23 protein-coding genes are annotated in these 22,852 nt (G+C 69.0%); 8 read left to right on the plus strand and 15 right to left on the minus strand.

Going from position 1 to position 22,852, the window contains the following annotated elements:
• Positions 1–2: 2 nt before the first annotated feature.
• The 7 genes from AC3ENX_RS09130 to sufB form a co-directional block, all read right to left on the minus strand.
• Positions 3–1,349: an MFS transporter gene (locus tag AC3ENX_RS09130; protein WP_434811560.1), complete on the minus strand. Its 1,347-nt coding sequence runs from the start codon at positions 1,347–1,349 to the stop codon at positions 3–5.
• Positions 1,346–2,506: a MalY/PatB family protein gene (locus tag AC3ENX_RS09135; RefSeq protein ID WP_434811561.1), complete on the minus strand. Its 1,161-nt coding sequence runs from the start codon at positions 2,504–2,506 to the stop codon at positions 1,346–1,348. The genes AC3ENX_RS09130 and AC3ENX_RS09135 overlap by 4 nt, the downstream gene beginning before the upstream one ends.
• Before the next feature lie 142 nt (positions 2,507–2,648).
• The gene (locus AC3ENX_RS09140; RefSeq protein WP_434811562.1) at positions 2,649–2,978 is read right to left on the minus strand and encodes a metal-sulfur cluster assembly factor; all 330 of its coding nucleotides are present in this window, start codon (positions 2,976–2,978) and stop codon (positions 2,649–2,651) included.
• A gap of 9 nt (positions 2,979–2,987) precedes the next feature.
• Entirely contained in the window at positions 2,988–3,767 is a 780-nt protein-coding gene (gene sufC, locus AC3ENX_RS09145; protein ID WP_434811563.1) for a Fe-S cluster assembly ATPase SufC, read from the minus strand.
• Between the two features lie 18 nt (positions 3,768–3,785).
• Positions 3,786–4,115: a non-heme iron oxygenase ferredoxin subunit gene (locus tag AC3ENX_RS09150; protein WP_434811565.1), complete on the minus strand. Its 330-nt coding sequence runs from the start codon at positions 4,113–4,115 to the stop codon at positions 3,786–3,788.
• Complete coding sequence (gene sufD / locus AC3ENX_RS09155) at positions 4,112–5,293, minus strand: Fe-S cluster assembly protein SufD (RefSeq protein WP_434811566.1); 1,182 nt, start codon at positions 5,291–5,293, stop codon at positions 4,112–4,114. Before sufD ends, AC3ENX_RS09150 begins: the two co-directional genes overlap by 4 nt.
• A complete protein-coding gene (gene sufB, locus AC3ENX_RS09160; RefSeq protein WP_434811568.1) occupies positions 5,293–6,711 on the minus strand; it encodes a Fe-S cluster assembly protein SufB in 1,419 nt (472 codons plus the stop codon). The genes sufD and sufB overlap by 1 nt, the downstream gene beginning before the upstream one ends.
• Positions 6,712–6,968: 257 nt before the next feature.
• Here sufB and AC3ENX_RS09165 point away from each other — a divergent pair, with 257 nt between their 5' ends.
• On the plus strand, positions 6,969–7,949 hold the full coding sequence (locus tag AC3ENX_RS09165; protein WP_434811569.1) for a COX15/CtaA family protein: 981 nt from the start codon (positions 6,969–6,971) through the stop codon (positions 7,947–7,949).
• Positions 7,950–8,031: 82 nt separating this feature from the next.
• Entirely contained in the window at positions 8,032–8,484 is a 453-nt protein-coding gene (locus AC3ENX_RS09170; RefSeq protein ID WP_434811570.1) for a dinucleotide-utilizing enzyme, read from the plus strand.
• A gap of 86 nt (positions 8,485–8,570) precedes the next feature.
• Here the strand turns inward: AC3ENX_RS09170 and AC3ENX_RS09175 are convergent, their stop codons facing one another.
• The 3 genes from AC3ENX_RS09175 to AC3ENX_RS09185 all read right to left on the minus strand — a co-directional run bounded on the left by AC3ENX_RS09175 (position 8,571) and on the right by AC3ENX_RS09185 (position 10,561).
• Positions 8,571–9,161 carry an endonuclease domain-containing protein gene (locus AC3ENX_RS09175; protein ID WP_434811571.1) on the minus strand — a complete coding sequence of 197 codons (591 nt, stop codon included), beginning with the start codon at positions 9,159–9,161 and terminating at the stop codon, positions 8,571–8,573.
• Positions 9,162–9,164: 3 nt separating this feature from the next.
• Positions 9,165–9,413, minus strand: a complete 249-nt coding sequence (locus AC3ENX_RS09180; protein WP_434811572.1) for a hypothetical protein — start codon at positions 9,411–9,413, stop codon at positions 9,165–9,167.
• 233 nt (positions 9,414–9,646) lie between these two features.
• Complete coding sequence (locus tag AC3ENX_RS09185) at positions 9,647–10,561, minus strand: heme o synthase (RefSeq protein ID WP_434811574.1); 915 nt, start codon at positions 10,559–10,561, stop codon at positions 9,647–9,649.
• 317 nt (positions 10,562–10,878) lie between these two features.
• Between AC3ENX_RS09185 and tkt the strand changes: the two genes are divergently transcribed.
• From tkt to pgl, 6 genes are read left to right on the plus strand one after another with little or no spacing between them, the layout of a single operon-like run.
• Positions 10,879–12,975: a transketolase gene (gene tkt, locus AC3ENX_RS09190; protein WP_434811575.1), complete on the plus strand. Its 2,097-nt coding sequence runs from the start codon at positions 10,879–10,881 to the stop codon at positions 12,973–12,975.
• On the plus strand, positions 12,972–14,093 hold the full coding sequence (gene tal / locus AC3ENX_RS09195; RefSeq protein ID WP_434811576.1) for a transaldolase: 1,122 nt from the start codon (positions 12,972–12,974) through the stop codon (positions 14,091–14,093). The genes tkt and tal overlap by 4 nt, the downstream gene beginning before the upstream one ends.
• On the plus strand, positions 14,090–15,706 hold the full coding sequence (locus AC3ENX_RS09200) for a glucose-6-phosphate isomerase (protein WP_434811577.1): 1,617 nt from the start codon (positions 14,090–14,092) through the stop codon (positions 15,704–15,706). The genes tal and AC3ENX_RS09200 overlap by 4 nt, the downstream gene beginning before the upstream one ends.
• Positions 15,707–15,736: 30 nt before the next feature.
• Complete coding sequence (gene zwf / locus AC3ENX_RS09205; RefSeq protein WP_434811578.1) at positions 15,737–17,281, plus strand: glucose-6-phosphate dehydrogenase; 1,545 nt, start codon at positions 15,737–15,739, stop codon at positions 17,279–17,281.
• Positions 17,278–18,213, plus strand: a complete 936-nt coding sequence (locus AC3ENX_RS09210; RefSeq protein ID WP_434811579.1) for a glucose-6-phosphate dehydrogenase assembly protein OpcA — start codon at positions 17,278–17,280, stop codon at positions 18,211–18,213. Before zwf ends, AC3ENX_RS09210 begins: the two co-directional genes overlap by 4 nt.
• Positions 18,214–18,221: 8 nt before the next feature.
• A complete protein-coding gene (gene pgl, locus AC3ENX_RS09215) occupies positions 18,222–19,001 on the plus strand; it encodes a 6-phosphogluconolactonase (protein ID WP_434811580.1) in 780 nt (259 codons plus the stop codon).
• A gap of 60 nt (positions 19,002–19,061) precedes the next feature.
• On the opposite strand, the gene AC3ENX_RS09220 is transcribed toward pgl, so the two are convergent.
• The 5 genes from AC3ENX_RS09220 to gap form a co-directional block, all read right to left on the minus strand.
• Entirely contained in the window at positions 19,062–19,418 is a 357-nt protein-coding gene (locus tag AC3ENX_RS09220) for an RNA polymerase-binding protein RbpA (RefSeq protein ID WP_434811581.1), read from the minus strand.
• Positions 19,418–19,666 carry a preprotein translocase subunit SecG gene (gene secG, locus AC3ENX_RS09225; RefSeq protein WP_215486355.1) on the minus strand — a complete coding sequence of 83 codons (249 nt, stop codon included), beginning with the start codon at positions 19,664–19,666 and terminating at the stop codon, positions 19,418–19,420. The genes AC3ENX_RS09220 and secG overlap by 1 nt, the downstream gene beginning before the upstream one ends.
• 105 nt (positions 19,667–19,771) lie before the next feature.
• Positions 19,772–20,554 (minus strand): triose-phosphate isomerase, encoded by a 783-nt coding sequence (gene tpiA, locus AC3ENX_RS09230; RefSeq protein ID WP_434811582.1) that lies wholly within the window; start codon positions 20,552–20,554, stop codon positions 19,772–19,774.
• The gene (locus AC3ENX_RS09235; RefSeq protein WP_434811583.1) at positions 20,554–21,771 is read right to left on the minus strand and encodes a phosphoglycerate kinase; all 1,218 of its coding nucleotides are present in this window, start codon (positions 21,769–21,771) and stop codon (positions 20,554–20,556) included. Before AC3ENX_RS09235 ends, tpiA begins: the two co-directional genes overlap by 1 nt.
• Before the next feature lie 5 nt (positions 21,772–21,776).
• On the minus strand, positions 21,777–22,787 hold the full coding sequence (gene gap / locus AC3ENX_RS09240) for a type I glyceraldehyde-3-phosphate dehydrogenase (protein WP_434811584.1): 1,011 nt from the start codon (positions 22,785–22,787) through the stop codon (positions 21,777–21,779).
• Positions 22,788–22,852 lie beyond the last annotated feature (65 nt).

Here is a 22,852-nt window from a genome sequence, read left to right on the forward strand (position 1 = left end):
CGTCAGCCGCTCACCCGGCTGAGGCGGAGCCCCGGCACGAGCGCGAGCAGCGCGAGCGCCGCGGCGAGCAGGAAGACGGCCGGGAACGCCGCCCCAGAACCGGTGAGGGCGACGAAGGCGACACCCATCGCGGCGATCGCGGCGGCGGCGCCCGCCGCGTCGCTGATCGACAGCGCTGCGGAGTTGAACCCCTGATTCTGCGGTGTCGAGTACGCGAGGGTCAGCACCGTCAGCCGCGGGTACATGAGGCCCATTCCCGCGCCGGCGAGCGACCAGCCGCCGATCACGACGGCCGGGGGCAGACCCAGCGCTGCGGTGATGAACGCCAGCACCGTGGCCGCAGTCAACAACGACACGCCTATGACGGCGATCCGAGTGCTGCCGAGATGATCGCCGAACCGCCCCTGCACCTCAGCGCCTGCCGCCCACAGCAGCGCCGCGGCCGTGAGCCCGAAACCGGCGAAGGTCGTACTGAACCCGTATCGGTCCACCAGCAGGTACGGCACGTAGATCTCGGCACCGAACAGGGCGCCGGCGATGAGCGCGCGCATCAGGACGACACTCGGCAGGCCCCGTCGCACCGTCAGCGTTCCCGGTGGCAGCAGCGGCCGGACGGCGATGACCACGATCACCAGCGAGGCTCCGGCGACGAGCGGCGCGAGCGCACCGAACTCGCCTGCGAGGCTCAGCCCGACAGCACCGACCGCGACCACCACCGAGCACAACACCCGCACGGCGTACGGGCCGGTGTCGACCTCGGAGGCCCGCAGCGGGGTGCCGTGCAGCCGCAGATACACGATCGTGAACGCGATGACCGCGAGCGCGGCGACGCCGAAGAACACCCAGCGCCAGTGCAGATACTCGGTGACCGCTCCCGCCACCGCAGGGCCGACGAGCGAGGGCACGACCCAGGCTGCTGAGAACGCCGCCATCACCCTGCCGTGCAGTTCGGACGGGTACACCCGTGCGACGACGACATACAGGGCGACGGTCTGCCCACCGGTTCCGAGCCCCTGGATGAGCCGGCCCACCACGAGCGTGGTCATGTCTGGAGCGGCCCCGGCGACGACGAGCCCCAAGACGAAGAGGGCGACCGAGAGCGTCAGGGCATGTGCCGGCTCTGCGCGGTCGCACCACACGCCGACCACGACCATGCCGACCACGCTCGCCGCGAGCACACCCGAGAAGGCAACGGCGTACAGCCCGGCACCGTCGAGCTCTTCGCTCACGGCCGGCATGACGGTCGTGACCGCGAGGGCTTGCGTCGCTGCGAGGAACACCATGGCGACCGCGCCGGCGGTCACCCAACCGAAGGGCGGGCGCCAGACTCCGGTCGGTGCGATGGTCACGAGCGGGCGAGCGAGCCGATCCGCTGCACGGCCTCCCTCACGAGGTCGCTGTCGCATCCGAAGTTCAGGCGCACGTACCCTCGCCCCTCATCACCGAAGTGCGGGCCGTGGTGCAGCGCGACGTCCGCGCCACGCAGGATCGACTCCGCGGGGTCATCTCCCCATCCGTACGCCGACAGATCGATCCACGCGAGGAAGCCGGCGTCGGGCATGCGGTAGCGCGCGAGCGGCAGGTGCTCGGCGAGCAGGTCCGCGAGCAGTCGGCGGTTGCCGTCGAGGGTCGCGAGCAGCGCGTCGAGCCACGCGTCGGAGGCCTCGTCGAACGCGGCCACACCGGCCAACGCCCCGAACAGCCCGGTTCGCCACTCCACCTCCGGGTCGAGCCCCTCCACGACCGCCGTGGTGCGGTCATCCGCCGTCACCATCAGGGCGCACTTGAGCCCGGCCAGGTTGAACGCCTTCGAAGCGCTCGTCACCGCATACCCGACAGCCGCGGCATCCGGCGACGCCGTGAGGAACGGCGTGAACACCGTGCCGGGGTGCACGAGCGGCGCGTGGATCTCGTCGCTGACGATGACCGCGTCGTGCGCCTTCGCAATCGCCGCGAGTCGAGCGAGCGACTCGCGGGAGTGCGCGGTGCCGGTGGGGTTGTGCGGATTGCACAGCAGCACAGCGCGCGCCCCTGCCGCCAGTGCCGCTTCGATGCCGTCGAGGTCGAGCTGCCACGACTCGCCGGTGTCGACGAGCGGCACCGACTCCACGACGCCGCCGGCCTCGGGAATGCACATCGAGAACGGCGGATACACGGGCGGCGTGATGATGACCCGGTCACCCGGCGCGATCGTCGCCCGCAGTAGTTCGACGACGCCCATCATGACGTCACCCGTGCTGCGCACGCGACGGGGCTCGAGCTCCCAGCCGAAGCGCCGCTTCGCGAACTCGACGAATCCGGCGCGCAGCCCCGGCTCGGGCGGCGTGTACCCCGTATCGCCGATCTCGACGGCCTCACGCAACGCGGCCGTGATCGGCGGTGCGAGCGGAAAGTCCGTCTCAGCGACGAACATCGGGATGACGTGCTCGGGGTAGGTGCGCCACTTCGTGCTCGAACGGCGCCGAAGCGTCTCCAGCGGAAGGGCGTCGAGTGGTGCGATGCTCACCGTTCGAGCCTACCGACGGCAGCGCACGCACGGCGTGAAGCCGACACGCGCCGTCACGGCGGCGGGGTTTCGACTCGCTGCGCTCGCTCAACCTTGACTCGACCCGCATCAACGCCGCCGTGCGGCATTGCTCCGGGTCGCGTCAAATGGCGAAGCCGAGCGCGCGCATCATGTCGCGCCCGTCGTCGGTGATCCGCTCGGGGCCCCACGGCGGCATCCACACCCAGTTGATGCGGAACCGGTCGACGACCTCGTCCAGGGACTGCGCCGTCTGCTCCTCGAGCACGTCGGTCAGCGGGCAGCCGGCCGACGTCAGGGTCATGTGGATGACGAGCGCGTCGTTCTCCTCATCCCAGCTGAGGTCATAGATGAGACCGAGATCGACCACGTTGATCCCGAGCTCGGGATCCATGACGTCCTTGAGGGCCTCGGTGACCTCGTCGTACTTCTCGGGTGTGAGGGTCGCGGTCATGCGTCGATCCTAGACCTCGGCGTCGGCAGCCGGCTCGGCCGCCACGAGGTAGCGGTCGTAGCCCTCGTTCTCGAGGCGATCCGCCAACTCGGGGCCGCCCTCTTCCGCGATGCGCCCCGCGACCATGACGTGCACGAAGTCGGGCTTGATGTAGCGAAGGATGCGCGTGTAGTGCGTGATGAGCAGCACGCCAAGGTCGGTCTCGGCCTTCGCGCGGTTCACGCCCTCCGAGACGATCTTCAGCGCGTCGACGTCAAGACCGGAGTCGGTCTCGTCGAGGACTGCAATGGCCGGCTTGAGCAGCTCGAGTTGCAGGATCTCGTGACGCTTCTTCTCGCCGCCCGAGAAGCCCTCGTTGACGTTGCGCTGGGCGAACTTGCCGTCCATGCGCAGGTTCGCCATCGCGCCCTTGACATCCTTGGTCCAGGTGCGGATGCCGGGGGCCTCGCCGTCGATGGCGGTCTTCGCGGTGCGCAGGAAGTTGGTCACTGTGACGCCCGGGATCTCGACCGGATACTGCATCGCGAGGAACAGGCCCGCGCGGGCACGCTCGTCGACCGACATCTCGAGCACGTCTTCACCATCGAGCGTGATAGAACCGCTCGTGACCGTGTACTTCGGGTGACCGGCGATCGTGTAGGCGAGCGTCGACTTGCCCGAGCCGTTGGGGCCCATGATCGCGTGCGTCTGCCCGGTACTGATGGTGAGGGTCACACCGTTGAGGATGGGGGTCTCCCCCGCCTCGGTCTCGACCGTGACGTGCAGGTCGCGGATCTCCAGAACAGCCATGTGTGCGTCTTTCCTTCGTCAGTTCACTTCTTTGGTCACGGTCGGGTCGATGAGCACATCGTCCCCGTCGATCGTGACGACATAAACGGGCACCGGCTCGTAGGCCGGCAGGTTGAGTGGGCGTCCGGTGCGCAGCGAGAAGGCAGAGCCGTGCGCCCAGCATTCCAACGTCTCACCCTCGACGAACCCGTCGGAGAGTGAGATGTCGCCGTGGGTGCACAGGTCACCGATGGCGTGCACCTCGCCGTTGCCGTCGAGCACGACGGCCATCGGCACACCGTCAACCTCGACACGCACCGCAGTGTCCTGCGTCAGCTCGCTGAGGCTGAGCACCTTTTGCGCGCTCACGCGGAGGCCCCTTCGGCCAGTTCGGCGATGATCGCCGTGGTCAGCTCTTCCTCGAGGTCGGGGATGCCGATCTTCTGCACGATCTCGCTGAGGAAGCCGAGGACGACCATGCGGCGGGCCTCGTCTTCGGCGATGCCGCGGGCCTGCAGATAGAAGAGCTGTTCGTCGTCGAAGCGGCCGGTCGCGCTGGCGTGCCCGGCACCCTGGATGTCACCGGTCTGGATCTCGAGGTTCGGGATCGAGTCCGCGCGAGCGCCGTCGGTCAGCACCAGGTTGCGGTTGGCCTCGTACGAGTCGGTCGCGACGGCATCGGGGCCGATGAGCACGTCGCCGATCCACACGCTGCGAGCGCTCTCCCCCTGCAGCGCCCCCTTGTAGAGCACGTCACCGGTGGTGTGCGGGCCCTTGTGGTGGAGGTACACCTGGCTCTCGAAGTGCTGCCCGGCGTCGGCGAACGACAGACCGAAGAGCTTCCCCTCGGAGCCGGCGCCGGCGAGTTCGACCGACGGGTTCACCCGCACGACGCCGCCGCCGAGGGTGACGACGATGTGGGTGAGCGACGCGTCGCGGTCGACGCGCGCCTGGTGCGACGCGAGGTGCACCGCGTCGTCGTCCCAGCGCTGCAGCGAGATGACGGTGAGGGCCGAGCCGTCGCGGGCGATGATCTCGACGTTCTGCGCCTGCTGGGCGGTGCCCTCGTGGCGGAGGACGACCGTCCCGCGGGCGTGCGCCTGCGCCTCGATGACGACGTGCGCGTGGGCGACGCCGCCGGTTCCGGTCAGGCGGACGACGATCGGCTTATCGAGCTCGACGCCCGCCGGGATGCGGATGAGAGGCGCGTCGGCCTCCTGCGTCCACGCGATCGCGGCCGCGACGTCCTCGGGGCGGAACACCTCGCCGCGGGGCGCCTCGCCGACGGCGAGCCGGCGCTGCTCGACGCCCGCGGGGGCGCTGACCTCGACGGCGACGACGCCGTGGGCGCCGGGCTCGTCGACCAGCAGCGGCCGGACGCGGTCGATCGGCGTGTGCTTCCAGTTCACCTCGCGCCCGGTCGGGACGCCGAAGTCGGCGACGTCGAACGACGTCGGCCGCTCGGAGCGGGTCTGGACCGGCACGAACGCGGCGGCAGGGTCGATGTGGCCCTTCGCGGATGCGGGGGCCTGGGTCGCTGTCGTCATCAGCCGACGGATCCTTCCATGCCCATCTCGATGAGCTTGTTGAGTTCGAGGGCGTACTCCATGGGCAGTTCGCGCGCGATCGGCTCGATGAAGCCGCGGACGATCATCGCCATCGCCTCGTCCTCGGGAAGTCCGCGGCTCATGAGGTAGAACAGCTGCTCTTCGCTGACCTTCGAGACCGTGGCCTCGTGGCCGAGCTGTACGTCGTCGACGCGGATGTCGATCGCGGGATAGGTGTCGGATCGCGAGATCGTGTCGACCAGCAGCGCATCACAGCGCACGGTGTTCGCGGAGTGGTGCGCATTGGCATCCACCCGCACTTCACCGCGGTAGCCGGCACGGCCGCCGCCGCGTGCGATCGACTTGGAGACGATCGAGGACTGCGTGTACGGCGCCATGTGGATCATCTTCGCGCCGGCGTCCTGGTGCTGGCCGGGGCCCGCGAAGGCGACCGAAAGCGTCTCACCCTTGGCGTGCTCGCCCATGAGGAAGATCGACGGGTACTTCATCGTCACCTTGGAGCCGATGTTGCCGTCGACCCATTCCATCGTCGCGCCCTCGTGGGCGACGGCGCGCTTGGTGACGAGGTTGTAGACGTTGTTCGACCAGTTCTGGATCGTCGTGTAGCGAACGCGGGCGTTCTTCTTCACGATGATCTCGACGACGGCCGAGTGCAGCGAGTCGCTCTTGTAGATCGGCGCCGTGCAGCCCTCGATGTAGTGCACGTAGCTGTCTTCGTCGGCGATGATCAGGGTCCGCTCGAACTGGCCCATGTTCTCCGTGTTGATGCGGAAGTAAGCCTGCAGCGGGATCTCGACGTGCACGCCCTTCGGCACGTACACGAACGAGCCACCCGACCAGACGGCGGTGTTCAGCGCCGCGAACTTGTTGTCGCCGGCCGGAATGACGGTGCCGAAGTACTCCTCGAAGAACTCGGGGTGCTCGCGCAGCGCCGTGTCGGTGTCCATGAAGATGACACCCTGCTCCTCCAGGTCCTCGCGGATCTGGTGGTAGACGACCTCCGACTCGTACTGCGCGGCAACGCCGGCGACGAGCCGCTGGCGCTCCGCCTCGGGGATGCCGAGCTTCTCGTACGTGTTGCGGATGTCTTCGGGGAGGTCCTCCCACGACTGCGCCTGCTTCTCGGTCGAGCGCACGAAGTACTTGATGTTGTCGAAGTCGATGTCCGACAGATCGGCGCCCCACGTGGGCATCGGCTTGCGGCCGAACAGCTGGAGTCCCTTGAGACGGGTCTTCAGCATCCACTCGGGCTCGGCCTTCAGTGCGGAGATGTCGCGCACGACGGCTTCACTGAGCCCTCGCTTCGCGCTCGCACCGGCGGCATCGGGGTCGTGCCAACCGAACTCGTACACCCCCAGACCGTCGAGTTCCGGTCGGTCGATGAGCACATCCGACATGGCTTTCCTCCTTCAAGGCCGCAACGGTGTCATCCGTCCCGGCATTCCCTTCCCCTCGGGAGTATGCGGGGGGTGGGATGCCGCTTCCAGGGCCGTTCCTGTGCCGTCGCCTACGGACTGCGGCGACGCTTAGACTTTTGGGGGGACGTTGGACTGACGCCCTGCGTCTCCACCCCGCAAGTCTACAGGCACCGGCCCCACCGGGCGCGCCTGTGACCGACCCACACCCCGCGCTGTCCGCTGGAGGCGACATCCCCATGCCCGAAGACCCGGCCGCCCATCCCGTGCGCGCATTCCTCATGCCGACGACGATCACCCGCTGGGTGCGCGCCATGGCATGGCTGTCGCTCGTGGTCAACATCGGCATCGTGGGCACGGGCGGTCTCGTGCGACTCACCGGCTCCGGGATGGGGTGCGAGACCTGGCCGTACTGCACCGCCGACTCACTCGTCCCCACGAAAGAGCTCGGCATCCACGGCCTGATCGAATTCGGCAACCGCACCCTCACGGGTGTCCTCATCGTCGTCGCACTGCTCATGTACCTCTCCGTGCTGCGCGTGCGTCCGCGTCGGGTCGACCTCGCGCGCATCTCGTTCGCAATCGGTCTGGGCATCATCCTGCAGGCCGTCGTCGGCGGCATCACCGTCTGGGTGCACCTGCACCCGAGCGTGGTCGGCGTGCACTTCCTCATCTCGGCGGGCCTCGTCGCGCTCGCCGCCGTGCTCGTGGCGCGCGTGTATGCGGAGCCGGGTCCCCGGCGACGTGCAGTGGCGAAGCCGTTCGCGATCCTCACCCACATCACGAGCGCGGCGGTCTTCGTGACGGTTGTCGTCGGTATCCTGCTCACCGGCGCCGGCCCCCATGCCGGCGATGAAGCCGCAGCCCGCAACGGACTCGACCCCGTCTTCTGGCAGCACGTGCACAGTTGGCCCGCGTACGTCACCGTCGCGTTGACCATCGCGCTCGTCGTGGGCGCATGGCGCACACCGGCGCACCTCGGGCTTCGCCGCTGGACGCTGCTGCTACTCGGTGTCGAGCTCGTGCAGATCGCCGTCGGCCTGTGGCAGGCCCGCACCGGACTGCCGATCGCGCTCGTCAACATCCACATGGTGCTCGCGGTCACCCTCGTCGCCGCGATGACCGCCGTCGTCATGCATCTCAAGGCGCCCGTCGCGACCTTCGCAACCGCCGAAGCAACCGAACCGCTGGTCGTCGGGTCGCGCACAGGCGACGCATAGGGTCCGCATCGCTCCCGCACGGGTTGCCGCGCGACAGTGGGGCCGTGCCGCCATTGCGGCATGCCACCCCGGAAGGAGCACCATGCGCAAACGACTCACTACGAGCATCCCCTACTGGCTGCTGATCGTCGCCTCGCTCGCGAGCGCAGCCGGCGGCGCGTCGCTGCTGATCGACAAGCTCGGCACGATGACGGTGGGACTCACCGACGGCACGGCGACCACTGTCGACGTGTACGTGGGGCAGATGTGGGCAGTCCTCGGCACCGTGCTGATCGGTGCCGGCGCCATCGGCCTGCTGCTGGCGCTGACCCTCGGCGCCGCACGCGCGCTCGTGCCCGCCGCAGCACCGGCCGTCGTCGAACCGCCCGCGTGGGCCGACGACGTCGACGAGGAGCCGACTGCCGAGGAGGCGACGAGCGACGACAACGGCTACCGTTCGGACCTGGGCTACCAGGCGAACGCCGAAGCTGCCGCCGAGGCGGATGCGAGCGCTGACGCCGACGAGCGCACCGCCGAGCCGGCAGCCGCCCGCTGACCTGCGAACTGCGGAGATCTGCACAACTTCGGAGCCCCTCGCCCGGTTCGTTCCGCAGACGTGCAGATCTCCGCAGTTGTGCCGCATCACGCGGCGAGATGGAGACGCTGCGCAACCGCTCGCATGATGGTGTCCTGCACGGCCGGCCAATCACCGATGATCTGCGCGTACGTGAAGCGCATCACGTGATAGCCCAGCAGCTTCAGCTGCGCGTCGTGCGCGATGTCGCCCGCGCGCTGCGCATCGACATGGTGACCGCCGTCGAGTTGCACCACGAGTCGCTCGCCGATCAAGAAGTCCACGGGACGGCCGGCGATCCAGATCTGCGTGAGGATGCGCACCCGCATCCATCGCAATCGCACGCGGAAGATCGTCTCGAGTCCCGAGTCCGCGAAGGACGAGACGGATGCCAGGACGTCTCGCGCAGCGGGCGGCAACGGCAGACGCGCGAATTGATCGGGGACCGCAATCCCTTTGCGCACCGCCGAGTCCCACGCCGCGAGCGCCGCCTCGAACGGCTGGCACCTGGCCAGGAGGACGAGCGCATTGGGCGCAGCGTCGACGAGGGCATCAGGATGCCGGAGCGCGAGCGGCTTGGACCAGTGGACCTTCGCCGCGGGCGGCTTGCCTCCCGCAGCCCCCGGATCCGCGGCGACGTGGCAGCGATCTTCGGCCAACACTCAGAGCCCCGCCCGTCGCGCCCACGTGATGCAGGACAGCACCACCCCCGCGCGGGCCGCGGCGATCAGTTCGGCATCCGCATCCGGTGCCGCCACCCAGTCGCGGCGAACCCGGACGAGATCCCCTGCCTCGATTGCCTGCGCGATGCGATGCCGGGAGTGGCCGGCGCGAGACAGCGACGACGCCCGCGCGACCCCGTCTCGGGCAGCGACGGCGGCCAGCAGGTCGATGCGGCGAACCTCAGTCATGTGCCCAGCCTGGCCGGGAGGCGTCAGCCCGGAGAAGGGATCGTCGCGATCTGTGGAAGGTGTGGCATCCAGCCTGCCCTGTGGAGGAGGCAACGAGGGCGGGCGCAATTACGGAGATCACGACAACTTCGGACGCGCGGACGTCAAAGTGTCCGAGGAACTGCAGAACTCCGAAGGTGTGCCGGGCGTCGCGGCGGCCGGGCCTGCCGCGCGCTGCGCGCGGGGCCGCGAGATCAGATCGGCAGCAGCGGATCGACCGCGATCGCCACGAACAGCAGCGTCAGGTAGGTGATGGATGCGTGGAACACGCGCATCGGCTTCATCTGCTCACCGCGCACGGCGCGGGTGTAGAGCACGTGCGACTCGTAGATGAACCAGCCCCCGAACACGACCGCCGACACCGTGTAGACGAGCCCCATCGGCGCGACCGGGATGAGCAGCAGCGACGACGCGACGGTCGCCCACGCGTACAAGATGACCTGCAGGCCCACCTGTGAGCCGTTGCGGGTCGCGCCCAGCATCGGCACGTCGGCCTCGTCGTAGTCGGCCTTGTACTTCATCGACAGCGGCCAGTAGTGCGGTGGCGTCCACAGGAACACGAGCAAGAACAGGATGAACGGCGTCCACGAGAGCGACCCCGTGACGGCGGTCCAGCCGATGAGCACCGGGAAGCAGCCCGCGATGCCGCCCCACACGATGTTCTGCTCGGTGCGGCGCTTGAGGATGATCGTGTAGATCACGACGTAGAAGAAGATCGCGGTGACGCTGAGGGCCGCGGCCAACCAGTTCGTGGTGGCAGCCAGCCACACCGTGGAGGCGACGGCGAGGACCCACGCGAACACGAGCGCGCCGCGCGGCGACACCTCACCCGTCACGAGCGGGCGGTTCTCGGTGCGCTGCATGTGCGCGTCGATATCACGGTCGATGTACATGTTGAACGTCGCCGCAGACCCCGCGCTCAACGAACCACCGATGACGGTCGCCAGCACGAGCCACAGCGACGGCATCCCGCCCTCGGCGAGCAGCATGACCGGGACGGTGGTCACCAGCAGCAGCTCGAGCACGCGGGGCTTGGTCAACGTCACATACGCACGAATCGTGCGGCCGATCGAGCCGCGGTTCACGGGTGCCGCGGTACCGCGCGTCATCGTGATGTCCATCGCCCCCACTATCGCCGCCGAGATTCCTCCGCCAGTCTATGCCACCGCCCGCGCCCTTCCGGCGCCTCACACCCGCCGAAAGGCAGCGGTGAGCGAATAGACTCCCACGCGTCACGATGGCGACACATCGGCGACCGGGCATTCAGCAAGACTGCGTCACACAACAGCTTCCGGCCGTCTGGCCCGCACCCCCCTTCGATATGCTGAACCCACACGCGCGCCCAGCGCCGCACACCGTGGGTCTCGGTCCCGATGGCCGCGGTTCGGCTCGACTGTGAGGCGCTCCCCCGACGAAAGGCGACCAGGTGTCAGAGCTGGCATGGGAAGAGATCGATCGGCGCGCGGTGGACACCGCGCGGGTGTTGGCGGCGGATGCCGTCGAGAAGGTCGGCAACGGCCACCCCGGCACTGCAATGAGCCTCGCGCCCGCTGCGTATCTGCTGTACCAGAAGGTCATGCGCCACGACCCGGCCGACACCGACTGGCTCGGCCGTGACCGCTTCATCCTCTCGGCCGGGCACTCGTCGCTCACGCAGTACGTCCAGCTGTACCTCGGCGGATTCGGCCTCGAGCTCGACGACCTCAAGGCGCTTCGCACCTGGGGCTCGCTGACGCCCGGCCACCCCGAGTACGGCCACACCAAGGGCGTCGAGATCACCACGGGCCCGCTCGGGCAGGGCCTGGCGTCCTCGGTGGGCTTCGCGTACGCGGCACGCTACGAGCGCGGCCTGTTCGATCCCGAGGCGGCGCCCGGGCAGAGCCCGTTCGACCACCACGTCTTCGTGATCGCCTCGGACGGCGACCTGCAGGAGGGCGTCACGAGCGAGGCCTCGAGCCTCGCCGGGCACCAGCAGCTCGGCAACCTCATCGCGATCTACGACGCGAACCAGATCTCGATCGAGGACGACACCGACGTCGCGTTCACGGAAGACGTCGCGGCGCGCTACGAGGCCTACGGCTGGCACGTGCAGACCGTCGACTGGAAGCGCACCGGCGAGTACAGCGAAGACGCACTCGAGCTCTTCGCGGCCCTCGAAGCGGCCAAGGCGGAGACCTCGAAGCCGTCGCTCATCGTCTTGAAGACGATCATCGGCTGGCCCGCGCCCAGCAAGCAGAACACCGGCAAGATCCACGGCTCCGCGCTCGGCGCGGAAGAGCTCGCGGCGACGAAGTCGGTGCTGGGCTGGGACCCCGAGCAGACCTTCCAGGTGCCCGACGACGTCCTCGCGCACACCCGCGGACTCGCCGAGCGCGCCGCATCGCAGCGCGCCGCATGGCAGGAGTCGTTCGACGCGTGGGCGGCGGCGAACCCCGAGCGCAAGCAGCTGCTCGACCGCCTCGAGTCCGGCGCGCTGCCGGACGGCATCGAAGACGCGCTGCCGGTGTTCCAGTCCGGCAAGGACGTCTCGACACGCGCCGCATCGGGCCAGGTCATCAACGCCATCGCCGAGGTCATGCCCGAGCTGTGGGGCGGCTCGGCCGACCTCGCCGAATCGAACCTCACGACCATCAAGAGCGCGAAGAGCTTCATCCCCGCCGACTGGTCGACCGAGGAATGGTCGGGTGACCCCTACGGCCGCGTCCTGCACTTCGGCATCCGCGAGCACGCGATGGGTGCGATCGTCAACGGCATCGTGCTGCACGGCAAGACGCGCGCGTTCGGCGGCACCTTCCTGATCTTCAGCGACTACATGCGCCCCGCGGTCCGTCTGGCCGCCCTCATGAACATCCCGAGCATCTACGTCTGGACGCACGACTCGGTGGCCCTCGGCGAGGACGGGCCGACCCACCAGCCGATCGAGCAGCTCGCGTCGCTGCGCCTCATTCCGAACTTCACGGTCGTGCGGCCCGCGGACGCGAACGAGACCGCGCACGCGTGGCTCGAGATCCTCCGCCGCCAGGCGGGCCCCGCCGGCATCGCGCTCACCCGCCAGAACATCCCCGTGTTCGAGCGCGGCGACGGCGCAGCGTCGGGCGACGTGTTCGCCTCGGCCGACGGCACCGCGAAGGGCGCCTACGTGCTCGCCGAAGCCCCCGGCGGCACGCCCGACGTGATCATCGTGGCGACCGGCTCCGAGGTGCAGCTGGCCGTCGCCGCCCGCGAGACGCTCGCCGCCGAGGGCGTCAACGCGCGCGTCGTGTCGGCGCCGTCGCTCGAGTGGTTCGCCGAGCAGGACGCCGACTACCGCGAAGCAGTCCTGCCGTCCGCCGTGAAGGCGCGCGTCTCGGTCGAGGCCGCCGCGACACCGCTGTGGCGCACGATCGTGGGCGACACCGGCCGCAGCGTCGGCATCGACCACTTCGGCGCCTCGGCCGATTACAAGACCCTGTTCGAGAAGTTCGGCGTCACCGCCGACGCGGTCGTGGAAGCGGCTCGCGCAACCGTCAAGGAGAACGCATGACCACCCCGACCCACGCCCTCTCCGAAGCGGGCGTCAGCATCTGGCTCGACGACCTCTCGCGCTCGCGGATCACGACCGGCAACCTCGCCGACCTCATCGCGACCCGCAACGTCACCGGTGTGACAACGAACCCGTCGATCTTCCAGGCCGCCATCGGCGGTGGCAGCGCCGACTACGCGGGCGAGATCGCCAAGCTCGCCGCAACCGGCGCCGACGCGGATGCCGCGATCTTCGCCCTCACCACCGAAGACGTCGCCGCAGCGGCCGACGTGTTCCGCCCGGTGTTCGACGCCACGAACGGTCTCGACGGCCGCGTGTCGATCGAAGTCTCCCCCGACCTCGCGCACGACACCGACGCGACCGTCGAAGAGGCGAAGAAGCTGTGGGCGACCGTCGACCGCCCCAACGCGCTCATCAAGATCCCGGCGACCAAGGCGGGCCTGCCCGCCATCACCGCAGTCATCGGCGCGGGGATCTCGGTCAACGTCACCCTCATCTTCTCGCTTGAGCGCTACGCCGAGGTCATCGAGGCCTACCTCGCCGGACTCGAGCAGGCGAAGGATGCCGGCATCGACCTCTCCGGCATCCACTCGGTCGCATCGTTCTTCGTGTCGCGCGTGGACACCGAGGTCGACAAGCGCCTCGCCGCGATCGGCACCGAGGCGGCCGCGGCGCTGAAGAGCAAGGCCGGCGTCGCCAACGCGCGTCTCGCGTACGAGCTGTTCGAGCAGGCGTTCGGCAGCGACCGCGCCACTGCCCTCACCGGCGCCGGCGCCAACGTCCAGCGCCCGCTGTGGGCCTCGACCGGCGTCAAGGACCCGGCTCTGCCCGACACCCTCTACGTCACCGAACTCGTCGCGCCGGGCACCGTCAACACGATGCCCGAGAAGACCCTCGAGGCCACCTTCGACCACGGCGTCGTCACCGGCGACACCATCACCGGCAACTACGCAGACGCGCACGCCGTCATCGACGGACTCGCCGACGTCGGCGTCGACTTCGCCGACGTCACCCAGGTGCTCGAAGACGAAGGCGTCGAGAAGTTCATCGTCTCGTGGCACGACCTGCAGAACACCGTGACCGAGGCGCTTGCCGCCGCTCCCGAGGCATCCCGGTGAGTTTCGAGATCCACGTCTCGGGGCACATCGCCGACGTCGTCCGTCACACGGTTCCGACGCTCGTCGACAGCCTCGTCGCCAGCAGCCTGACGGCGGGTGACGCGGGCCTGTGGGGCCCCGAGGCCGAGCCGGAGGCGGCAAAGCGCCTCGGCTGGGTCGAGGCCGTCTCGGTGTCGCGACCGCTGGTCGCACAGATCACGGCACTGCGCGCCGAGCTCGCGGCCGCCGGCATCACACGCGTGGTGCTGGCGGGCATGGGCGGCTCCTCGCTCGCACCCGAGGTCATCGCGCAGACGGCCGGCGTGCCGCTCGTGATCCTCGATTCGACCGCGCCCGGGCAGGTGCTCGCCGCGATCGACGGCGACGCCGACGCCGGACTGCGTGAGACGGTTCTCGTCGTCGCCTCCAAGTCCGGATCGACGGTCGAGACCGACTCCGCCAAGCGCGCCTTCGAGGCGGCTTGGCGCGACCTCGGGATCGACCCCGCCGAACGCATCATCGTCGTCACCGATCCCGGATCGCCGCTCGATGTCGCTTCGCAGGAGGCCGGCTATCGCGTCTTCCACGCCGACCCGACGGTCGGCGGACGCTACTCGGCGCTCACCGCGTTCGGCCTCGTGCCGACGGGCCTCGCGGGTGTCGACATCGCCGAACTGCTCGACGAAGCCGAAGCGACGATGCTCGAGGTCGCGATCGACGACCCCCGCAATCCCGCCATCGTCTTGGCCGCGGCGATCGCCGGTGGCGACCCTCGACGCGACAAGCTCGGACTCATCACCGACGGCACCCACATCGAGGGGCTGCCCGACTGGATCGAGCAGCTGGTGGCCGAGTCCACCGGCAAGGGCGGCACCGGCATCCTGCCGGTCGTGCTGCTGCCGGTCTCGCCCGAGGCCGACCGCCCCCAGACCGACGTGCAGATCGTGCGCATCGTCGACGACGCCGTGCACTTCCAGCTCATCGAGCAGCACCCCGACGAAGTGCTGGTGAGCGGTTCGCTCGGTGCGCAGTTCGTCGTGTGGGAGTATGCGACCGCGATCGCGGGTCGGATGCTCGGCATCAACCCGTTCGACCAGCCCGATGTGGAATCGGCAAAGGATGCCGCACGCGGCCTGCTCGAGGCCCGACCCGAACTCGGCGCCCCCGCCTTCGTGCAGGACGGGATCGAGGTCCGCGTGACCGACCCCGCACTGGCGGCCGGCGGCACGATCGAATCGGTCTTCGATGCGCTTTGGGCGCAGCTCACCGACACCGGCTACGTCGCCCTGCAGGCCTACGTCGACCGCAACGAACTGCCGCAGCTGGCGGGACTCCGCGAACTGGTCGCCGCCGATTCCGGTCGCCCGACGACGTTCGGATGGGGCCCGCGCTTCCTGCACTCGACCGGCCAGTACCACAAGGGCGGGCCCGCAGAAGGCGTGTTCGTGCAGATCCTCGAGTCGACCGAGGTCGACCTCGAGATCCCGGGGCGCCCGTTCACCTTCGGTGAGCTCATCCGCGCCCAGGCCGCAGGCGACGCCCAGGTGCTCGCCGCACACGGCCGCCCCGTCGTCACCCTGACGCTGACCGACCGGCAGGCCGACGTGCTCTCGCTGTTCGAAGCAGCACAGTAGTCCCGCCCCACCAGAGGAGCCACTCCCCCGATGACTGCCGAGATCTCGCGCGGCCAGAACCCGCTGCGCGACCCAGAAGACCGGCGCCTGAACAGGATCGCAGGGCCCAGCGCCCTCGTGATCTTCGGCGTCACCGGCGACCTGTCCCGCAAGAAGCTCATGCCGGCCGTGTACGACCTGGCCAACCGTGGCCTGCTGCCACCCGGCTTCGCGCTGGTGGGCTTTGCCCGACGCGACTGGGAGGACCAGGACTTCGCGAAGGTCGTCCACGACGCCGTCCGCCAGCACGCGCGCACCCCGTTCCGCGAAGAGACGTGGAAGCAGCTGCTGCAGGGCATCCGCTTCGTCTCGGGCGAGTTCGGTGACCCCGACGCGTTCGCACGCCTGCGTCAGACCGTCGAACGCCTCGACACGGAGCGCGGCACGATGGGCAACCACGCGTTCTACCTGTCGATCCCGCCCAAGGACTTCCCGATCGTCGCCCGTCAGCTCAAGGACTCCGGGCTCGTCGACGAGAAGGACGACGACAGCTGGCGCCGCGTCGTGATCGAGAAGCCGTTCGGCAGCGACCTGCAGACCGCGCGTGAGCTGAACGCGGCGCTCGAGGTCGCGTTCCCGGCCGACTCGATCTTCCGCATCGACCACTACCTCGGCAAGGAGACGGTGCAGAATATCCTCGCGCTGCGCTTCGCCAACGAGCTGTACGAGCCGATCTGGAACGCGAACTACGTCGACCACGTGCAGATCACGATGGCCGAAGACATCGGCGTCGGCGGCCGGGCCGGATACTACGACGGTATCGGCGCCGCCCGCGACGTCATCCAGAATCACCTGCTGCAGCTACTCGCCCTCACGGCGATGGAGGAGCCGATCTCGCTGGATGCGAAGGACCTCCGCGCCGAGAAGGAGAAGGTGCTGGCCGCCGTCCACGTGCCCGACGACCTCGCGAACGCGACGGCCCGCGGCCAGTACGCCGGCGGCATGCAGGGCGGCGAGAAGGTCACCGGCTTCCTCGACGAAGACGGCATGAACCCCGAGTCGACGACCGAGACGTACGCCGCGGTCAAGCTCGAGATCGCGACGCGCCGCTGGGCGGGCGTCCCGTTCTACCTGCGCACCGGCAAGCGCCTCGGGCGACGCGTCACCGAGATCGCGGTCGTCTTCAAGCGCGCACCGCAGCACCTCTTCCTGCGGAACCAGACCCGCGAACTCGGCCAGAACGCGCTCGTGATCCGCGTGCAGCCCGACGAGGGCGTCACAATCCGGTTCGGGTCGAAGGTGCCGGGCGCGACCACCGAGGTGCGCGACGTCACGATGGACTTCGGGTACGGCCACGCCTTCACCGAGTCGAGCCCCGAGGCATACGAGCGTCTCATCCTCGATGTGCTGCTCGGCGACCCGCCGCTGTTCCCGCGGCACGAAGAGGTCGAGCTCTCGTGGAAGATCCTCGACCCGATCGAGCAGTTCTGGGCCGCAGAGGGCGGTCCGCTCGAGCAGTACTCCCCCGGTTCGTGGGGTCCTTCGTCCGCCGATGAACTTCTGGCCCGTGACGGCCGCGTCTGGAGGCGCCCGTGATCGTCGACCTGCCCGACACCACTGTGTCGAAGATCGCACGCTCCCTCGTGAGCGTGCGCGAAGAGGGCGGCGCGGTGGCCCTCGGCCGCGTGCTGACCCTCGTCATCCGCTCCAAGGGGCGCGTGGACGAAGCCGCGATCGACGCGGCGAACGACGCGTCTCGTGAGCACCCGATGCGCGTCATCGTGCTCGAGACCTATCCCGACGGCGACGCGCCGCTGCTCGACGCGGAGATCCGCGTCGGTGGCGACGCCGGCGCGAGCGAAGTGATCGTGCTGCGTGCCTACGGTGCCGCCGCCGAGAACGAGGAAAGCCTCATCACGGGGCTGCTGCTGCCCGATGCGCCGGTCGTGGCGTGGTGGCCGGAGGATCCGCCGGCAGAGCCGGCTCAGTCCGAGATCGGCCGCATGGCCCAGCGGCGCATCACGGATGCGTCGACGAAGCCGTTCGTGAGCAACCGACTCGCGGCCCTCGGCCCCCGCTACCAGCCGGGAGACACCGACCTCGCCTGGACGCGACTCACGCACTGGCGCGAACAGTTGGCCGCCGTGCTCGACCAGCCTCCGTACGAAGAGGTCACCGGCGTCGAGGTGGTCGGCGCCGGCAGTTCGCCCTCGACGGGACTGCTCGCTGCCTGGTTGCGCCTCAAGCTCGACGTGCCCGTCGTGTGGCGCTACGCACCGAAGCAGGAGTGGGATCACGGCATCCAGAAGGTCATCCTGACGCGCGCATCGGGTGAGGTGCACCTCGAGCGCAGCAACGACATCGACGCGACGCTCACTCAGCCGGGCCAGCCCTCGCACGACATCGTGCTGCCGCGTCGGTCGCTGCGCGAATGCCTCGCGGAGGAGCTGCGCAGACTGGATCCGGACCTCCTGTATGGTCGAGTGATCACGGAGGGTTGGGAACTGCTCGGCCCGCCCACGACCTAGGAGCAACTGTGGCCGAGTTCTGGACGGAGAAGCGGGTCGTCATCAGCCCCGACAAGCAGTCGATGGCGGATGCCGTTGCCGAGCGGTTCCTGGACCGGGTCGCCAAGCGTCTCGCCGACGGCAAGACCGTCCACGTCGCCCTGACCGGCGGTACGAGCGGTACGGCCGTGCTCGAAGCCGCCGGTCGCAGCGAAGCCCGCGCGGGCCTTGACTGGTCGCGCGTGCATGTGTGGTGGGGTGACGAGCGGTTCCTGCCGCGCGGCGACGCCGAACGCAACGAGACCGGCGCCCGGCGCGGACTGCTCGACCACATCGACATCCCCGAGGCCAACGTGCACACGATGGCAGCCTCGGACGACGGTGTCACCCTCGATGAGGCGGCCGAGCAGTACGCCGCCGAGCTGGCGCGATTCGGCTCGGGTGAGCAGTCGTGGCCGGCGTTCGACGTGTGCTTTCTCGGTGTCGGACCCGACGGCCACATCGCGTCGCTGTTCCCCGATCGCGGCGAGATCCAGATCACCGATCGCGCGGCCGTCGCCGTGCGCGACTCCCCCAAGCCGCCGCCGGAGCGCGTGAGCCTCACCCGCCCGGTGATCAACGCGTCCAAGCGCGTCTGGATGGTGCTCAGCGGCACCGACAAGGCCTCGGCTCTCGGCCTCGTGCTCGCCGGTGCGAGCTACGACCAGGTGCCCGCAGCGGGCGCCAAGGGCCGCAAACGCACGATCCTGTTCGTCGACGAGGCTGCCGCCAGCGAAGTGCCAGACGAACTCATCGACCAGGACTACTGACTCCGCGCGGGCCGCGGCCGCAACGCCGCAGTCTGTCGCGAACTCCGCGTGCGGCGGGGCTCAGCCCTGGCCGCGGCGCTCGCGCAGTTGACGCAACGCGTCGTCGAGGAGCTCGGCGGCTTCCTCGTCGGTGCGACGCTCCTTCACGTAGGCGAGGTGCGTCTTGTAGGGCTCCGTCTTCGCGACGGCGGGAGGGTTGGCCTTGTCGCGACCCGCGGGGAGACCGGAGTGCGGCGAGTCGATCGTCTCGGGGATCTCTTCGTCGGGGATGCCGGCGGCGAAGTACCGCACGGTCTCGTTGCCGAGCGCATCCCAGTACGACACGGCGACGCGGTCGGCGTGGTGCCCGTGGTCCTGTTCGCCCATCGGGCCGGCACCGACACGGGTGCCTCGGATCGCGTTTCCTCCGGCAGCCATCAGATCCCCTGGAACTTCGTGATGAGGCCCAGCGCGACGATCGCGACGAACCAGACGAGTGCGAGCACGACGGTGAACCGGTTGAGGTTGCGTTCCGCGAGACCCGACGAGCCCATGGCGGAGCTCATGCCACCGCCGAACATGTCGGACAGACCGCCACCGCGGCCCTTGTGCAGGAGGATCAGGAGGGTCAGCAGGAGGCTGGTGATGCCCAGCAGCACCTGGAGCACGAACTCGAGAATGTCCACAGTCGTTGAAAGCCTTTCGGGTGCCCCGTCGGGGCGCACAAGGGTCGAGTATACCGGGCATCCTCGCTCGGCGACCGTCGACCGGCCGCCGAGCGAGGAACGAGGTCAGACCCCGACGTGCTTCTGGTAGCGGATGATCGCCGCGAACTCGTCGACGAGCAGGCTCGCACCACCCACGAGCGCACCGTCCACGTCGGGCTCGCGCATGAAGGCGGCGATGTTGGCGGCCTTGACCGAGCCGCCGTAGAGGATGCGGGTGCGCTCGGCCGCATCGGCGCCGAGCACCTCGCCGATCACGGCGCGCAGCGCGCCGCAGACCTCTTCAGCCTGCTCGGGCGAGGCGACCTGGCCGGTGCCGATCGCCCAGACCGGCTCGTACGCGATGACGACATCGGCGTCGGCGGGCAGACCCGCGAGTGCGACCCGCAGCTGCTCGACGGATACGGCGGTGGGACCGGACTCCTCACGCTGCTCCAGCGTCTCACCCACGCAGATCACCGGCACGATGCCGTGCCGCAGCGCGGCCTGCACCTTCGCCGCGACGACCTCGTCGGTCTCACCGTGGTACTGACGACGCTCGGAGTGACCGATGATGACGTAGCCGCAGTCGAGCTTGCTGAGGAACGCGCCCGAGACCTCACCCGTGTAGGCACCGCTGTCCTGTGCCGACAGATCCTGCGCGCCCAGCGCGAACGGGATCTTGTCGGCATCGAGCAGCGTCTGCACCGTACGGATGTCGGTGAACGGCGGGAAGACGGCGACCTCGACGGATCCGTCCTCGTGCTTGGCATCCTTCAGCGTCCAGTGCAGCTTCTGCACGAACGCGACCGCCTGCAGGTGGTCGAGGTTCATCTTCCAGTTGCCGGCGATGAGCGGTGTGCGCGCCATCAGCCCTCCCATCCCAAGATCTCCAGCCCGGGGAGCTTCTTGCCCTCCAGGAATTCCAGGCTCGCGCCACCACCGGTCGAGATGTGCCCGAACCGGTCGTCTGCGAAGCCCAGCTGTCGAACGGCCGCAGCCGAGTCGCCACCGCCGACGACAGACAGTCCGTCGACCTCGGTGAGTGCCTGCGCGACGGCCTTCGTGCCGGCGGCGAACGCCGGCATCTCGAAGACGCCCATCGGGCCGTTCCAGAACACCGTCTTCGACGAGGCGATCGCGTCGGCGAAGATCTTCGACGTCTCGGGCCCGATGTCCAGGCCCATGCCGCCGGCACCGAAGGGGGTGTCCTCCAGTGCGTCCGAAGCCGCGACGACGTGGTCGGCGTCGGCCGCGAACCCGGATGCCATGACGGCGTCCACGGGGAGGATCAGCTCGACCCCGCGCTCGGCGGCCGTCGCGATATACCCCTTGACGGTGTCGATCTGGTCGGCCTCGAGCAGCGACGTGCCGACCTTCTGGCCCTGCGCGGCGAGGAACGTGAACAGCATGCCGCCGCCGACGAGGATCTTGTCGGCGCGCGGCAGGAGGTGCTCGATGACACCCAGCTTGTCGCTCACCTTCGATCCGCCGAGCACGACGGCGTAGGGACGCTCGGGCTTCTCGGTCAGGCGGTCGAGCACGTCGACCTCCTTCTCGATGAGCAGCCCCGCGGCCGACGACAGCAGCTCAGCGAGGTCGTAGACCGACGCCTGCTTGCGGTGCACGACGCCGAAGCCGTCCGAGACGAGCACGTCTCCGAGCTGCGCGAGCTCCTCGGCGAACGCACGACGAGCGGCGTCGTCCTTCGCGGTTTCGCCCGCGTTGAAACGGAGGTTCTCGATGACTGCGACGTCGCCGTCTTCGAGCGCTGCGACCGCGTCGGTCGCCGAGGCGCCCACGGTGTCACGCGCGAACGCGACGGGCTTGCCCAGCAGCTCCGACAGACGCTGCGCCACAGGGGCGAGGCTGTACTTGTCGTCGGGAGCGCCGTCGGGACGGCCCAGGTGCGAGCAGGCGATGACCCGCGCACCCTGATTGATGAGGTGATTCAGCGTGGGAAGCGCCGCCCGGACGCGGCCATCGTCCGTGATGACTCCATCCCGCAGGGGGACGTTGAAGTCGACACGGACGATGACACGCTTTCCGGCCAGCGAACCCAACGATTCGAGGGTGCGCAGAGCCATGATCGTCAGAGCTTTTCGGCGACCAGCTCGGTGAGGTCGACCAGACGGTTCGAGTAGCCCCACTCGTTGTCGTACCAGCTCGACACCTTGACGAGGTTGCCGCTGACGTTGGTCAGCGTCGAGTCGAAGATCGACGAGTGCGGGTTGTGCACGATGTCGCTCGAGACGATCTGGTCGGCGTTGTACTGCAGGTAGCCGGCAAGACGACCGTCCGCGGCTGCCGCCTCGTAGGCCGCGTTGACCTCGTCGACGGTCAGGTCGTCACGCTCGGTGATGAGCGTCAGGTCCACGATCGAGCCGGTCGGGACCGGAACGCGGTAGGAGGAGCCCGACAGCTTGCCGTTGAGCTCGGGCAGCACTTCGCCGATCGCCTTCGCAGCACCGGTCGAGGCGGGCACGATGTTGATCGCGGCCGCACGTGCACGGCGCAGGTCGCCGTGCGGCCCGTCCTGCAGGTTCTGGTCCGCGGTGTACGCGTGCGCGGTCATCATGAAGCCTCGGTCGATGCCGAAGGCATCGTTGAACACCTTCGCGAGGGGCGCGAGGCAGTTCGTCGTGCACGACGCGTTCGAGATGATGTGCTGCGTGGCCGAGTCGTAGGTGTCTTCGTTCACACCCATGACGAACGTGCCGTCGACGCCCGTGCCGGGTGCCGAGATGACGACCTTCTTGGCGCCCGCCTCGATGTGCTTCTTCGCGAGGTCGGCCTTGGTGAAGAAGCCGGTCGACTCGATCACGATGTCCACGCCCAGCTCACCCCAGGGCAGGTTGGCGGGGTCGCGCTCGGCGAACGCCTTGATCTCCTTGCCGTTGACCGTGATGCTGTCGTCGTCGTAGCTGACGTCGGCGGCGAGCACGCCACCGACGGAGTCGTACTTGAGCAGGTGGGCGAGGGTCTTGTTGTCGGTGAGGTCGTTCACCGCGACGATGTCGAGGTCCGCGCCCTGCTCAAGCGCCGCGCGGAGGAAGTTACGTCCGATGCGGCCGAAGCCGTTGATTCCGATCTTGACAGACACGTTGTCTCCCGTATTTCTGGTTTGCGTGGGTGCGATCGCTGCGATGCGCACCCGCACGCGGTGTG

This window comes from Microbacterium sp. bgisy189 (assembly GCF_057707225.1).